Annotated in this window: 13 protein-coding genes and 1 riboswitch; of the genes, 6 read left to right on the top strand and 7 right to left on the bottom strand. The window is 70.0% G+C overall.

The window, feature by feature from the left end:
• The first annotated feature begins 332 nt into the window (after positions 1 to 332).
• From RM812_RS15835 to RM812_RS15815, 5 genes are all read left to right on the top strand, one after another.
• A complete protein-coding gene (locus tag RM812_RS15835) occupies positions 333 to 1586 on the top strand; it encodes an HD-GYP domain-containing protein (RefSeq protein ID WP_311573190.1) in 1254 nt (417 codons plus the stop codon).
• A gap of 114 nt (positions 1587 to 1700) precedes the next feature.
• Complete coding sequence (locus RM812_RS15830) at positions 1701 to 2681, top strand: tetratricopeptide repeat protein (RefSeq protein ID WP_311573189.1); 981 nt, start codon at positions 1701 to 1703, stop codon at positions 2679 to 2681.
• 103 nt (positions 2682 to 2784) lie between these two features.
• A complete protein-coding gene (gene def / locus RM812_RS15825; protein ID WP_311573188.1) occupies positions 2785 to 3435 on the top strand; it encodes a peptide deformylase in 651 nt (216 codons plus the stop codon).
• A 248-nt stretch (positions 3436 to 3683) separates the two neighbouring features.
• Complete coding sequence (gene cyc1, locus RM812_RS15820; RefSeq protein ID WP_311573268.1) at positions 3684 to 4775, top strand: epi-isozizaene synthase; 1092 nt, start codon at positions 3684 to 3686, stop codon at positions 4773 to 4775.
• Positions 4772 to 6151: a bifunctional albaflavenone monooxygenase/terpene synthase gene (locus RM812_RS15815; RefSeq protein ID WP_311573187.1), complete on the top strand. Its 1380-nt coding sequence runs from the start codon at positions 4772 to 4774 to the stop codon at positions 6149 to 6151. Before cyc1 ends, RM812_RS15815 begins: the two co-directional genes overlap by 4 nt.
• A gap of 3 nt (positions 6152 to 6154) precedes the next feature.
• Here the strand turns inward: RM812_RS15815 and RM812_RS15810 are convergent, their stop codons facing one another.
• Positions 6155 to 7123, bottom strand: coding sequence for a GlxA family transcriptional regulator (locus RM812_RS15810; RefSeq protein ID WP_311573186.1), 969 nt, complete (start codon positions 7121 to 7123; stop codon positions 6155 to 6157).
• A 92-nt stretch (positions 7124 to 7215) separates the two neighbouring features.
• Here RM812_RS15810 and RM812_RS15805 point away from each other — a divergent pair, with 92 nt between their 5' ends.
• A complete protein-coding gene (locus RM812_RS15805) occupies positions 7216 to 7470 on the top strand; it encodes a hypothetical protein (protein WP_311573185.1) in 255 nt (84 codons plus the stop codon).
• Here the strand turns inward: RM812_RS15805 and RM812_RS15800 are convergent.
• The 6 genes from RM812_RS15800 to RM812_RS15775 all read right to left on the bottom strand — a co-directional run bounded on the left by RM812_RS15800 (position 7383) and on the right by RM812_RS15775 (position 14474).
• A complete protein-coding gene (locus RM812_RS15800) occupies positions 7383 to 8411 on the bottom strand; it encodes a ribonucleotide-diphosphate reductase subunit beta (protein WP_311573184.1) in 1029 nt (342 codons plus the stop codon). The genes RM812_RS15805 and RM812_RS15800 overlap by 88 nt on opposite strands.
• Entirely contained in the window at positions 8411 to 10783 is a 2373-nt protein-coding gene (locus tag RM812_RS15795; RefSeq protein WP_311573183.1) for a ribonucleoside-diphosphate reductase subunit alpha, read from the bottom strand. Before RM812_RS15795 ends, RM812_RS15800 begins: the two co-directional genes overlap by 1 nt.
• A 124-nt stretch (positions 10784 to 10907) precedes the next feature.
• A riboswitch (cobalamin riboswitch) is annotated at positions 10908 to 11031 on the bottom strand.
• A 52-nt stretch (positions 11032 to 11083) separates the two neighbouring features.
• The gene (locus RM812_RS15790; RefSeq protein ID WP_311573182.1) at positions 11084 to 11590 is read right to left on the bottom strand and encodes a GNAT family N-acetyltransferase; all 507 of its coding nucleotides are present in this window, start codon (positions 11588 to 11590) and stop codon (positions 11084 to 11086) included.
• 81 nt (positions 11591 to 11671) lie between these two features.
• On the bottom strand, positions 11672 to 13282 hold the full coding sequence (mctP, locus tag RM812_RS15785; RefSeq protein WP_311573181.1) for a monocarboxylate uptake permease MctP: 1611 nt from the start codon (positions 13280 to 13282) through the stop codon (positions 11672 to 11674).
• On the bottom strand, positions 13279 to 13536 hold the full coding sequence (locus tag RM812_RS15780) for a DUF3311 domain-containing protein (RefSeq protein ID WP_311573180.1): 258 nt from the start codon (positions 13534 to 13536) through the stop codon (positions 13279 to 13281). The genes mctP and RM812_RS15780 overlap by 4 nt, the downstream gene beginning before the upstream one ends.
• Before the next feature lie 173 nt (positions 13537 to 13709).
• Positions 13710 to 14474, bottom strand: coding sequence for a GntR family transcriptional regulator (locus tag RM812_RS15775; protein WP_311573179.1), 765 nt, complete (start codon positions 14472 to 14474; stop codon positions 13710 to 13712).
• Positions 14475 to 14768: the final 294 nt, after the last annotated feature.

The raw sequence follows: 14768 nt of genomic DNA, 5'->3' as shown, positions 1-14768 counted from the left end.
GCGGCCAGAGGCCCGGGACCGGTGACGGGCCGGCGCCCGGCGGCGACGGCCTACGGCACACGGGCCCTGCCGACCGGTGTGGTTGACGGGGGTGGTGCGGGTGGCTCCTCGGGCCGGCCGTCGGTGACCGGTCACTGCGGTCGCTGGTGGTGGGAGGCGGTCGTCGGTGGGCACGCCCCCGCGCGCCGGACGCGTGTGCGCGTCGACCACGGAGGGCCGCCGACGACGGACGGCCGTGGGGCAGGAGCGCATGCTCGCGTCGACCACGGAGGGCCGCCGACGAGGGACGGCCGCGGGGCGGGAGCGCGTGGTCGCGTCGACGGGAGCACGCCATGACGTCGTCGCGGTCCCGGGCTCCCGTTGTCCTCGGCCTCGTCCCCGCCTGCGCCGGGCTCGTCGCGCTCGCCTGCGTCACCTCCGTGCTGTGGTCGGGGCCGACGGAGCGGCCCGTCGCGCTGGCCTTCGGCGTCCTCGTCGCCCTCGGTGAGCTCACCCGGCGAGCCGGGACCGAAGTCCGGGAGACCGCGCCCCTCGGGGCCGCCGGAGCACTGGCCTACGCACTGCTCGGCAACGTCGCCGGGCAGTCCGTGCACCATGGCGTCGCCCAGACCGTCACCGTCGTGCTCGCCGCCTCGCTGCTCGGCACCGTGCCGTACGTCGCGCACGGCCGCGGACCCGTGCTGGACCACCTGGCGCGGCGCGTGCTCACCGTCGCCTTCGCCGCCGTGTGCTTCCGGCCGCTGTCCAACCAGGGCTTCTTCCAGGACTGGAGCGGCCCCGCCTACGCGCTGCTGCTGATCGGGCTGCTCGCCCTGACCACACTGTGCGACGCCGTGTTCGCCGCGGCACCCGTGCACGCGCGCACCGGGTGGCCCTTCGGCCCGCTGCTGCGCGAGGAGTTGCGCGGCAGGGTCGGGATCACGTCCGCGGTGTGCGCGACAGGGGTTGTGATGGCGCTCGCGGTGGCCGTCGCGGGACTGTGGGCGCTCCCCGTCTTCTGCGTGCCGCTGCTGCTCACCCAGCTGTCCTACCGCAGGTACGCGGCCGTCCGGGCCACCTACCGCCAGACCATCGCCTCCCTGGCGCGGGCCACCGAGATCGCCGGGTACACCCCGGCCGGGCACGCCCGCCGCGTGGCCGAGCTCAGCGGCGCCGTCGGACGCGACCTGGGGCTGTCCGGAGCCGAGCTGATCGTCCTCGAGTACGCGGCCCTCATGCACGACATCGGGCAGCTGAGTCTGGTCGACCCCGTCCCGGCCGGAGCCACCGCCGGTCTGCCCGTCACCGAGCAGCGGCGGATCGCGCTGCTCGGCGGGGCCGTCGTCCGTCAGACGGGCGTCGACGCGGCGGTCGCGGTGGTGGTGGAGCGACAGGCCGACCCCTGCCGTGAGCAGCCGGTCGCCGCGCGGATCGTACGGGCCGTGAACGCCTACGAGGAGAAGGCAAGGGACGCCGGGCCCGGCGGCGACCTCACGGCACTGGAGGAGCTGCGCCTGGCAACCGCGGACGATTACGCTCCCGACGTCGTGGAAGCACTGGCCCGGGTGCTGTCCCGAGGCAGTCTTACCGCGTCCGCGGCTGGGTAACCCATGGGTAATGAGCGACCTCGTGGCCGTACGTGGTTGGATGCGAAGGAGAAGGTGTCCGGGGGCGCGGGAAGGCACAGCCAGCCCACAGAACGGAACTGGCAGGCGGGAATCGTGAGGATCTTCGGCAAGGGACGGCACCGGCCCTCCGCCTCCTGGCGGCAGGCCACCGACCGCGCGTTCACGCTGATCGGCGACGGTCGCTACGAGGACGCGGGCGCGTTGCTGACGCGCGCCGCCGACCTGGAACCCTGGCTGTCGGAGTCGTGGTTCAACCTCGCCCTGCTGCACAAGTTCCGGCACGACTGGGAGCAGGCCAGAGCGGCCGGCCTCAGGGCCGTGGCGCTGCTCGACCGGGACAGCGGCGCGCCCGACTGGTGGAACGTCGGCATCGCCGCGACCGCCCTGCAGGACTGGCCGCTGGCCCGTCGTGCGTGGCAGGCCTACGGGTTGCGCACCCCAGGGGGCGCGACGGACGCCGGCGAGCCCCTCGGCATGGACCTCGGCAGCGCGGCCGTGCGGCTGTCCCCGGAGGGCGAGGCCGAGGTCGTGTGGGGGCGGCGGCTGGACCCCGCCCGCATCGAGGTGCTGTCCATCCCGCTGCCGTCCTCGGGCCGGCGCTGGGGCGAGGTGGTCCTGCACGACGGGGTGCCGCACGGGGAACGGACGACCGCCGCGGGGCACGCCTACCCCGTCTTCGACGAGATCGAGTTGTGGGCGCCGTCGCCCGTGCCCACCTGGGTGGTCCTCCTGGAGGCCGCGACCGAGGCCGACCGGGACGCCCTGGAGCAGCTTGCCGCCGACGCGGGTTTCGCCGCCGAGGACTGGTCCTCCTCGGTCCGGCTGCTGTGCCGGATGTGCTCGGAGTCACGGATGCCGTCCGACGAGGGCGACGGCGAGCACCTCGACCCGCACGACCACAGCGAACCGGGACACCCGGGGCCCCTCGGCCACCGCACCGACGGACAGCTCTGGGTGCCGGAGCGGGAGTGCGGGGTGGCCGCGCCGGCCGCGCTGGTGAGGGGACTGCTCGACGGGTGGGTCGCGGACAGTCCCGACTCCCGGGACTGGCGGGATCTGGAAGAGGTCTGCTGAGCGGCCCCGTAGTCTTTACCAGGACTCTGCGGCACCAGGACTTCGCGGCAGCAGTCCCCATCAGCATCACCCCTTAGTTGTTCGAGGAAGGCGTACGTCGGTCATGGCCCAGCAGGACACCGATCAGCAGCACGCGGGCGTGCTCCCCGTGGACGACGAGGGGTTCGTCGTCGACACCGAGGACTGCGAGGAGCGCGAGACGGCCTGGCGTGAGCGCGGCACCTCGCGTCCGATCACGGTGGTCGGCAACCCGGTGCTGCACAAGGAGTGCGAGGACGTCACCGACTTCGGCGAGGAGTTCCAGCAGCTGGTCGCGGACATGTTCGCCAGCCAGCGCACCGCCGAGGGCGTGGGCCTGGCCGCCAACCAGATCGGCGTCGGCAAGAAGGTCTTCGTCTACGACTGCCCCGACGACGAGGGCACCCGCCACGTCGGCGTGGTCTGCAACCCCAGGCTCGTCGAACTGCCCGCCGACCGGCGCCGTCTGGACGACAGCAACGAGGGCTGCCTGTCCGTGCCGACCGCCTACGCGCCGCTCGCCCGCCCCGACTACTCCGAGGTGACCGGGCAGGACGAGAAGGGCAACCCGATCAAGGTGCGCGGCACCGGCTACTTCGCACGGTGTTTGCAGCACGAGACGGACCACCTGTACGGGTACCTCTACATCGACCGGCTCTCCAAGCGCGAACGCAAGGACGCCCTGCGGCAGATGGCCGAGAACGAGCCGCGCTACCCCGTGGTCGCGAACGACTGACTTCGCATCACCGGTCCCACAAGCCCCGTGCGCACGGCGCCCGTTCGGTCTCATCCCGAGCGGGCGCCGTTTCTGTGCCGGAACCTGCCACACAACAGGAGAATTCCGGCACAGGGGGTAGTGAATAAAGCAAATCCGTTCCCAGAGTGGTCAGTTGTGGTGCTGAATGGGAAGTGTGGGGATACGCAACGGCGCACGCCCCGTTCCACGAGAGAGGTGCGCCACCGGCGGCTGAGAGGGGTTTGTTCGTGCATGCTTTCTCACACGGCACCACAGCGACACCGACCGCGATCGCAGTACCTCCATCGCTCCGCCTCCCGGTGATCGAGGCGGCTTTTCCCCGGCAACTGCACCCGTATTGGCCGAAGCTCCAGAGGAACACCCGCACCTGGATGCTGGAAAAACGGCTCATGCCGGCCGACAAGGTCGAGGAACATGCCGACGGCCTCCGCTACACGGACCTCATGGCGGGCTACTACCTGGACGCCCCCGACGAGGTCATGCAGGCGATAGCGGACTTCAGCGCGTGGTTCTTCGTCTGGGACGACCGGCACGATCGTGACATCGTCCACGGCCGTCCCACCGGCTGGCGACGGCTGCGGGACCGGCTGCACACGGCTCTCGACTCCCCGGGGGACCACCTGCACCACGAGGACACGCTGGTCGCCGCGTTCGCCGACAGCGTGCGGCGGCTGTACGCCTTCCTGCCGGCGCCGGCGACGTGGAACGCCCGGTTCGCCCGGCACTTCCACGCGGTGATCGAGGCGTACGACCGGGAATTCCACAACCGCACCCGCGGGATCGTGCCGGGCGTCGAGGAATACCTCGAAATGCGCCGGCTCACCTTCGCGCACTGGATCTGGACCGACCTGCTGGAGCCGAGCGCGGGCTGCGAACTCCCGGACGCCGTCCGGAAACACCCGGCATATCGCCGGGCGGCGCTCCTGAGCCAGGAATTCGCCGCCTGGTACAACGACCTCTGCTCCTTGCCGAAGGAGATAGCGGGTGACGAGGTCCATAATCTCGGCATCAGTCTCATCACTCATCACGGGCTGACTCTGGAAGAAGCGATAGGGGAAGTCCGGCGACGCGTCGAGAAATGCATCAACGAATTTCTTGTCGTGGAACAGGATGCGTTACGGTTCGCCGACGAACTCGCCGACGGCACCGTGCGCGGAAAGGAACTGAGCGGCGCCGTACGGGTCAACGTCGGCAATATGCGGAACTGGTTCAGTTCCGTCTACTGGTTCCACCACGAGTCCGGCCGGTACAGGGTCGAAAGCTGGGACGACCGGTCCACGCCCCCGTACGTCAACAATGAAGCGGCAGGTGAGAAATGACCGTCGATTTTTCCCCGACCCCCGGGACCCGGGCAGACGGGGCGCCGGAGCTGCGCGAGCCGCCCGTGGCGGGTGGCGGCGTTCCTCTTCTCGGCCACGGCTGGAAGCTGGCCCGCGACCCGCTGGCCTACATGTCCCAGCTGCGCGACCACGGCGACGTCGTACGCATCAAGCTCGGCCCGAAGACCGTGTACGCGGTCACCACGCCGGAGCTCACCGGCGCGCTGGCGCTCAGCCCCGACTATCACATCGCCGGCCCGCTCTGGGAGTCGCTGGAGGGCCTGCTCGGCAAGGAGGGCGTGGCGACCGCCAACGGCCCGCTCCACCGCCGTCAGCGACGCACCATCCAGCCGGCGTTCAAGCTCGACGCCATCCCCGCCTACGGGCCGATCATGGAGGAGGAGGCGCACGCGCTCGCCGAGCGCTGGCAGCCGGGGCGGACCGTCGACGCCACCTCCGAGTCCTTCCGCGTCGCCGTGCGGGTCGCGGCCCGCTGCCTGTTGCGCGGCCAGTACATGGACGAGCGGGCCGAACGGCTGTGCGTCGCGCTCGCCACCGTCTTCCGGGGCATGTACCGCCGGATGGTGGTCCCGCTCGGACCGCTCTACCGCCTGCCGCTGCCGGCCAACCGGCAATTCAACAACGCCCTGGCCGATTTGCACCTGCTGGTCGACGAGATCATCGCCGAGCGCCGCGCGTCCGGTCAAAAACCGGACGATTTGCTGACCGCATTGCTGGAGGCGAAGGACGACAATGGCGACCCGATCGGGGAACAGGAGATCCATGATCAGGTCGTCGCGATACTCACACCCGGCAGCGAAACCATCGCATCCACGATCATGTGGTTGCTCCAGGCACTTGCCGGGCACCCGGAACATGCCGACCGCATACGCGACGAAGTCGAAGCGGTCACCGGCGGGCGCCCCGTGGCATTCGACGACGTCCGCAGGCTCACGCACACCGGCAATGTCATCATCGAGGCCATCCGTTTGCGTCCCGCCGTATGGGTATTGACGCGGCGGGCGGTGGTCGACACCGAACTCGGTGGCTACCGCATTCCGGCCGGTTCGGACATCATCTACAGTCCGTACGCAATCCAACGCGATCCGAAGTCGTACCCCGACAGCCTGGAGTTCGACCCGGACCGTTGGATTCCGGAACGTGCCGGGGACGTGCCGAAATATGCCATGAAGCCATTCAGTGTGGGCAATCGCAAGTGCCCCAGCGACCACTTCTCGATGGCCCAGCTGACGCTGATCACGGCGGCACTCGCCACGAAGTACCGCTTCGAGCAGGTGGCCGGTTCGAACGACGCGGTCCGCGTGGGCATCACCCTGCGTCCGCACGACCTGCTGGTCAGGCCGGTCGCGCGGTGAGGATCAGGCCGCTGCCTCCGGGCCCCGGAAGGCGCGCCGGAAGGCGTGCGGGGTGGTGCCCAGGGACCTGACGAACTGGTGTCTGAGGGCCGCCGCCGTGCCGAAGCCCGTGCGCCAGGCGATCGTGTCCATCGTCTCGTCCGTCGCCTCCAGCAGCCGCTGGGCCAGCAGCACACGCTGGCGCAGGATCCAGCGGTAGGGAGTCGTACCCGTCTCCTGCTGGAAGCGGCGGGCGAAGGTGCGCGGGGACATGTGCGCCCGGGCCGCGAGCTGGTCGACGGTGACCTCCTCGTCGAGGTGCTGTTCCATCCAGGCCAGCACCTCGCCGACGGTGTCGCAGGAGGAGGGCGGCAGCGGCCGTTCGATGTACTGCGCCTGCCCGCCGTCCCGGTGCGGCGGTACGACCATGCGCCGGGCGATCTTGTTGGCGACCTCCGGCCCCTGTTCCTTGCGGACGATGTGCAGACAGGCGTCGATGCCGGCGGCGGTGCCGGCGCTGGTGATCACCGGGTCCTCGTCCACGTAGAGCACGTCGGGTGAGACGGCGACCTGCGGATACTGCCGGGCCAGCTCGGCCGCGTGGTGCCAGTGCACCGCGCACCGCCTGCCGTCCAGCAGCCCGGCGGCGCCCAGCACGAACACCCCCGAGCACACGCTCAGCACCCGCGCGCCCCGGTCCACCGCCCGCCGCAGGGCGTCCAGCAGCTCGGGCGGGTACTCCCGGCGGACGTAGTCGCTCCCCGCCGGCACCGTGATGAGGTCGGCTTCCTCCAGCCGGTCCAGCCCGTACGGCGTGGAGACGGAGAGCCCGCCGACATGGGTGCTCAGCGCCGGACCCTCCGCCGACACCACCGCGAAGTCGTACACCGGCAGGCCGTCGTCGCTCCGGTCGATGCCGAAGACCTCGCAGACCACTCCGAGTTCGAAGGGATGCACGCCGTCCAGCAGGACGGCGGCCACGTTCTGCAGCATGCCGCCAGTGTGCCTCGGAAGTGGCAGGAAATCGAGGCCCTACGGCAGTCCTGCCACTCCCGGTAAGGAGTGCCCGGCGCGACAGTGGTGTCATGACCGGAAACCAGATGGAAGCCCTGATCGGAATGCTCGTGACCTTCGGACTCCTGGTCCTCATGGTCCTGCCCTCGGTGATCGGCATCGTGCACGACAAGCGCGTCGACCGTCAGCTCAGGCGGGCCCAGGAGGACCGGAGTGAGGGGAAGGAGGCCCGGGAGCCTCAGAAGTCCTCTTCCAGGTCGACGGTGCCCTCCACCGCCACCTGGTACGCGGAGGGGCGCCGCTCGAAGAAGTTGGTCAACTCCTGAACGCCCTGCAGCTCCATGAAGGAGAAGGGGTTCTCGGAGCCGTACACCGGGGCGAAGCCGAGGCGCGCCAGGCGCTGGTCGGCGACGCACTCGAGGTACTGCCGCATCGAGTCGGTGTTCATGCCCGGGAGGCCGTCACCGCACAGGTCGTGCGCGAACTGCAGCTCGGCCTCGACGGCCTCCCCCAGCATGTCGGTGACCTGCTGCCGCAGTTCGTCGTCGAAGAGGTCCGGCTCCTCCTTGCGGACGGTGTCGACCACGTCGAAGGCGAAGGACATGTGCATCGTCTCGTCCCGGAACACCCAGTTGGTTCCGGTGGCCAGACCGTGCAGCAGGCCCCGGCTGCGGAACCAGTAGACGTAGGCGAAGGCGCCGTAGAAGAACAGGCCCTCGATGCACGCGGCGAAGCAGATGAGGTTGAGCAGGAAGCGGCGGCGGTCGGCCTTGGTCTCCAGGCGGTCGATCGACTCGACCGAGTCCATCCACGTGAAGCAGAACTCGGCCTTCTCACGGATGGAAGGGATGTTCTCCACGGCCGCGAAGGCGGCGGCGCGGTCCGCCGGGTCGGGGAGGTAGGTGTCCAGCAGCGTCAGATAGAACTGGACGTGCACGGCCTCCTCGAAGAGCTGCCGGCTCAGGTACAGCCGCGCCTCGGGGGAGTTGATGTGCTTGTAGAGGGTCAGCACCAGGTTGTTCGCGACGATCGAGTCGCCCGTCGCGAAGAAGGCCACCAGCCGGCCGATCAGGTGCTGCTCCTCGGGGCTGAGCTTGGCCAGGTCGGCGACGTCCGAGTGGAGGTCGACCTCCTCCACGTGCCAGGTGTTCTTGATGGCGTCCCGGTAGCGCTCGTAGAAGTCGGGGTAGCGCATGGGGCGGAGGGTCAGCTCGAAGCCGGGGTCGAGCAGGTTCTTGGTCGCGCCGGGCACGGTTTCGGTGGTCATTACTGGCAGGCCTCGCAGGACTCGGGGTTTTCCAGGGAGCAGGCGACCGCTTCGGGGTCCGGGGTGGCCTGCACGGGGACGGTGGCGCGGGCGGCCGCGCGGGCGATGCGGGTCGCCGGGCGGGAGCGCAGGTAGTACGTGGTCTTCAGGCCCTGCTTCCAGGCGTAGGCGTACATCGAGGAGAGCTTCCCGATGGTCGGCGTCTCCAGGAACAGGTTCAGCGACTGGGCCTGGTCGAGGTACGGGGTACGGGCGGCGGCCATGTCGATCAGGCCGCGCTGCGGGATCTCCCAGGCCGTGCGGTACAGCCGCCGCACCTCCTCGGGGATCCAGGCGAAGTCCTGCACCGAGCCGCCCGCATCGCGCAGCGCCTCGCGGGTGCGGGCGTCCCACACTCCAAGCCGCTTCAGGTCGTCCACCAGGTAGGAGTTGACCTGGAGGAACTCGCCGGAGAGGGTCTCGCGCTTGAACAGGTTGGACACCTGCGGCTCGATGCACTCGTACACGCCCGCGATGGAGGCGATGGTGGCGGTCGGCGCGATCGCGAGGAGCAGGGAGTTGCGCAGACCGGTCGTGGCCATGCGTGCGCGCAGTGCCGTCCAGCGCTCCGGCCAGGCCGGTTCGACGTCGTAGTGGTCGGGGTGCAGCACGCCCCGGGCCGTACGGGTCTTCCCCCAGGCCGGCAGGGGGCCGTCGCGCTCGGCGAGGTCGGCGGACGTCTCGTACGCGGCGAGCATGATCCGCTCGGCGATGCGCGTGGAGAGGGCCTTGGCCTCGGGCGAGTCGAAGGGCAGGCGCAGCTGGAAGAAGACGTCCTGCAGGCCCATCGCGCCGAGGCCGACCGGACGCCAGCGGGCGTTGGAGCGGGCCGCCTGCTCGGTCGGGTAGAAGTTGATGTCGACGACCCGGTCCAGGAAGGTGACGGCGGTGCGGACGGTGGCGTCCAGCCGGTCCCAGTCGAGGTCGCCGGTCGCCCGGTCGACGAACGCGCCGAGGTTGACCGAGCCCAGGTTGCAGACCGCCGTCTCCCCGTCGTCCGTGACCTCCAGGATCTCCGTGCAGAGGTTGGAGGAGTGGACGACGTGGCCTGGCTCGGCGGTCTGGTTGGCCGTGCGGTTGGCGGTGTCCTTGAAGGTCATCCAGCCGTTGCCGGTCTGCGCGAGGGTGCGCATCATACGGCCGTACAGCTCACGGGCGGGGAGCGTCCTGCGGGCCAGTCCCGCCGCCTCGGCCCTGCGGTAGGCGGTGTCGAACTCCTCGCCCCACAGGTCGACCAGTTCGGGGACGTCGGACGGTGAGAACAGCGACCAGGTCCCGTCGGCGTCCACCCGGCGCATGAACTCGTCCGGCACCCAGTGCGCGAGGTTCAGGTTGTGCGTGCGGCGGGCGTCCTCGCCGGTGTTGTCGCGCAGCTCCAGGAACTCCTCGATGTCGGCGTGCCAGGTCTCCAGGTAGACCGCCGCCGCGCCCTTGCGCCGTCCGCCCTGGTTGACGGCGGCGACCGAGGCGTCCAGCGTCTTCAGGAACGGGACGATGCCGTTGGAGTGCCCGTTGGTGCCGCGGATCAGGGAACCTCGGGAGCGGACGCGGGAGTAGGCGATGCCGATGCCGCCGGCGTGCTTCGAGAGGTTGGCGACCTGGTGGTAGCGGTCGTAGAGGGAGTCGAGTTCGTCCTTGGGGGAGTCCAGGAGGTAGCAGGACGACATCTGGGCGTGCCGGGTGCCGGAGTTGAACAGGGTGGGGGAGGAGGGCAGGTAGTCGAGGCTGCTCATCAGCCCGTAGAGGGCGGCGACCTCGTCCGCGGACCTGGTGCTGTCGTCCTCGGCGAGACCGGCGGCGACGCGGAGCATGAAGTGCTGGGGGGTCTCGACGACCTTGCGGCTGGTGGGGTGCCGCAGCAGGTAGCGGCTGTGCAGGGTGCGCAGCCCGAAGTAGCCGAAGCGGTCGTCGGCCACCGGGTCGATCAGCGCGTCGAGGCGGTCCGCGTGCAGCCGCACGAACTCGGCGGTGCGGTCGGCGATCAGACCCTCGCGGTGGCCGGCGGCGACCGAGTCGGTGAAGGTGGTCACGCCCTGGGAGGCCGCCTCGGCACGGATGCCGATCGTGAGCAGGCGGGCGGCCAGCTTGGAGTAGACCGGGTCCTCCGAGATGAGTCCGGCCGCCGCCTCCGTGGCGAGCTCGCGCAGCTCGGCCTCGTCCGCGCGGGCGGACCGGCCGCGCAGTGCGGCGGCGGCGACCCGGCCGGGGTCGGCGCCCCGGAGGTCGGCGGTCAGCCCGGTCAGGGTGCGCAGCAACGCGGCACCGGGACCGTCGGGTTCCTCGGTCGCCGTCGCCGGGGTCGCTGAAGCCGGATCGGCTGGCGCGATGGTCACGTGGGGGCACTCCCTCGCTCGGCACGGGGCCTGGCGGAGGGCAGGGGCAGCTCACGAACGCACGCGGCGTCGCGTCCACCGGCCCACTCCGCGAGGCCCGGACGTCATGGCACCCGGACCGGGACGGCCGGGCGCACTGTCGGCAGGTCCTCGGACTGGACATGCGTGCGGAAACACGCAAGTACACCGTTGCGGGACAGTTCCGGATTCGCACCGGATTCCCCTGCGGCGACAGCGAGCATGAGCATACATCTTGTGCCGGGTTCCGCGAGCACCCCCAGATGTTGTGTCGGGTCGGTGTCAGAGTGTCAGTTCATAAGTGAGGAGGGTGATGTCGTCGAGCTCCGGGAGCGGCTTCCAGTCGCGGTCCGGGGTGCGGGTGAAGCCCAGCCGTTCGTAGAGGCGGTGGGCGGTGCGCATCGTGCGCTGGGTCGACAGCACGACGCGTACGCAGCCCTCGACGGCCCGGGCGCGGTCGACGCAGGCCCGCACGAGCGCCTCGCCGACCCCGCGGCCGCGTGCCTCGTGGGCGACGGCGAGCATGCGTATCTCGGCCTCGCCGGGCCCTGCGATGTCGGACATGGGACCGCTGGAGGGCACGAAGGCCACGCCGCCGAGGACCCGGCCGTCCGCCGCGGCGACCAGCACCTCGGCGGCCACCGCCCGCTTGGCCACGTTCCGCAGCTCGCCGAGGTACGCGTCGCTCTCCCCGAAGTCGAGGAGCCCGTCCCGTAGGTAGGCCTGTGCGGTGATCTCGCCGAGGGGGTCGTACTCGTCGGAGGCCGCTTGCCGGATCACGAAGTTCATGGGGCCGAGTGTGCCCGAGGGGTACGACAACGGGCCGCCGGATCTCTCCGACGGCCCGCTGCGCGGCGCGTGTGCCGCAGGTCAGTGCGACGTGCCCGCCGTGGCCGGCGGGAGCTCCGTCTGGACGCCGGGGTCGCCCGCGTCCGCCGTGTAGTCGCTCGGCTTGGTCTCGTCGACGCCGTCGGGCGCCTTGACGGCCCTCAGGACGAAGGTCAGGACCACGGTGACCAGGACGTTCAGCACGAACGCGGTGAGGCCGATGTAGCCGATCTCGCCGATGCCCGGGATCTCCTTCGAGGAGCCGCCGAAGTGCTTCTGCGTCGGCGAGGCCACACCGTAGGCGGCGACCGTGCCGTAGACCATGCCGACCGCCCAGCCGGCGAGCAGCGCCCAGCGGTGGAACCAGCGGGTGAACAGGCCGCCGACCAGGGCCGGGAAGGTCTGCAGGATCCAGATGCCACCCAGCAGCTGGAAGTTGATCGCGACCGTCTTGTCCATGCCGAGGACGAAGACCAGCGCGCCCACCTTCACCAGCAGGGACACCAGCTTGGAGACCTTGGTCTCCTGGGCCGGTGTGGCGTCCGGCTTGATGAAGTCCTTGTAGATGTTGCGGGTGAAGAGGTTCGCGGCCGCGATCGACATGATCGCCGCCGGGACCAGGGCGCCGATGCCGATCGCCGCGAAGGCCACGCCCGCGAACCAGTCCGGGAACATGTTCTCGAACAGCTGCGGGATCGCCAGCTGCCCGTTGTCCACCTTGACCCCGGCCGCGATCGCCATGAAGCCCAGCAGTGCGAGCAGGCCCAGCATGAGCGAGTACAGCGGCAGGATCGTGGTGTTGCGGCGGATCACCTCACGGCTGCGCGAGGACAGCGTCGCGGTGATCGAGTGCGGGTACATGAACAGTGCGAGCGCCGAGCCGAGCGCCAGGGTGGCGTATGTCCACTGGCCGCCGTGGTCCGGCGTCAGCGAGCCCTTGCCCGACTCGGTGAACTTGTCACCCGCCGCCGCGAAGATGTCGTCGAAGCCGCCCAGCTTGATCGGGATGTAGATGATCGCCACCGCGATCACGATGTAGATCAGCGTGTCCTTCACGAACGCGATCAGCGCGGGCGCGCGCAGACCCGACGAGTAGGTGTACGCCGCCAGCACACCGAAGGCGATCAGCAGGGGCAGGTCCTTGATGAACCAGTTGGTGTCCTCACCGCCGCCGACGCCCATCACGTCCAGCACGGCCTGGATGCCGACCAGCTGCAGCGCGATGTACGGCATCGTCGCCAGGATGCCGGTCACGGCCACGGCCAGCGACAGCCCCTTCGAGCCGAACCGGCCGCGCACGAAGTCCGACGTCGTCACGTACCCGTGCTTGTGGGAGACCGACCACAGCCGGGGCAGGAAGGTGAAGATCAGAGGGTAGACCAGGATCGTGTACGGCACCGCGAAGAAGCCGGAGGCGCCCGCCGCGTAGATCGCCGCCGGTACGGCCACGAAGGTGTACGCCGTGTACAGGTCGCCGCCCAGCAGGAACCAGGTGACCCAGGTACCGAACGAGCGGCCGCCGAGGCCCCACTCGTCAAGGCTCTGCTCGTTCTCCGCCCGGCGCCAGCGCGCGGCCAGGAAGCCCATCGCGGTGACGAGGACGAAGAAGAAGATGAAGACGGCGAGTGCGACGCCGTTCACTCCGTCGTTCACTTGGCCCCACCTTCCCGGCGGGCGCGCTGGTCACGCTGCCACAGCTTGTACGCGATCATCGTGAGCACGGTGGAGATCAGTACCCAGGCCATCTGGTACCAGTAGAAGAACGGGACGCCGATGAAGTCCGGGTCGGCATCGGCGTACGACCCGACCCACAGCATGGCGACGAACGGTGCGACGAGGCAGAGGCCGATGACGACGCGCACCGGCGTCACCACCGGCCCTCTGCTCACTTCTGGGTCTTCTGACATGCGGCGGCTCCGTCCCCTAGCTGATCACCTGGTGCAGTGCGCACGAAATGTAGGGGACGGCGTCAAGACAGCGGAAGCCCTCGTCCGTATATCGGTCCTCAACTGCAACGTCGCGATCGGGCGCGGCGGGTTCTGCCGGATGTGCGCCGGGGTGGGTCCTGGAACGGCGGGCCCTAGTCCTGGGGCCGCTTGAGCCGGGCCACGAACTTGTAGCGGTCGCCCCGGTACACCGACCGGACCCACTCCACCGGCTGCCCCGTCCGGTCCAGCGAGTGGCGGGAGAGCATCAGCATGGGCAGGCCGACGTCGGTGCCGAGCAGGCCGGCCTCGCGCGGGGTGGCCAGCGAGGTCTCGATGGTCTCCTCGGCCTCGGCCAGATGGACGTCGTACACCTCGGCGAGGGCCGTGTAGAGCGAGGTGTACTTCACCAGGGACCTGCGCAGGGCCGGGAAGCGTTTGGCCGACAGGTGGGTCGTCTCGATGGCCATCGGCTCTCCGTTGGCCATGCGCAGCCGCTCGATGCGCAGCACCCGCCCCCCGGCCGTGATGTCCAGCAGCGCCGCGAGCCGGTCGTCGGCGGTGATGTAACCGATGTCCAGCAGTTGCGAGGTGGGCTCCAGGCCCTGCGCCCGCATGTCCTCGGTGTACGAGGTGAGTTGCAGGGCCTGCGACACCTTGGGCTTGGCGACGAAGGTGCCCTTGCCCTGGATGCGCTCGAGGCGGCCCTCGACGACCAGTTCCTGAAGGGCCTGGCGCACGGTCGTGCGCGAGGTGTCGAACTCCGCGGCCAGCGTGCGCTCCGGTGGGACCGGCGTGCCCGGTGTCTGCGTCCGGGTCATGTCGAGCAGATGCTTCTTCAGACGGTAGTACTTGGGCACGCGCGCGGTACGGACGGTCGCCCCACCCTCGTTCTCCGCACTGCTGACGTCGGTGCTCATGCTCTGCCTTCCCGGCTCCGGGTGCCGAAGCGACCGACATCTCCCCGCCGGTCACGGCTCACATCGTGGCACGGCTTGGCGCCGGGACGGTCCGGCACGCTCCGTGATCCCTTCTGTATACCTCCGGGACCCTCGTTGGTCTAGTCCACAGGGCCGCTCGACCTCGCTGGTACGCGCGTTCGGAACCGTACCGGCACGTGATGCGGTGAGTGGTGGTACACCCGGTCCCGGACCGTCCGATCTGCCGCTTGCGGAATGAAAGGTCCCTGCATATCTCGGTCGCATCACGGACGC

It is taken from the genome of Streptomyces lancefieldiae (assembly GCF_031845825.1).
GTDB lineage: Bacteria > Actinomycetota > Actinomycetes > Streptomycetales > Streptomycetaceae > Streptomyces > Streptomyces lancefieldiae.
Note: the sequence above shows the minus strand (reverse complement) of the source record. Positions and strands in the feature narration are given on the sequence as shown.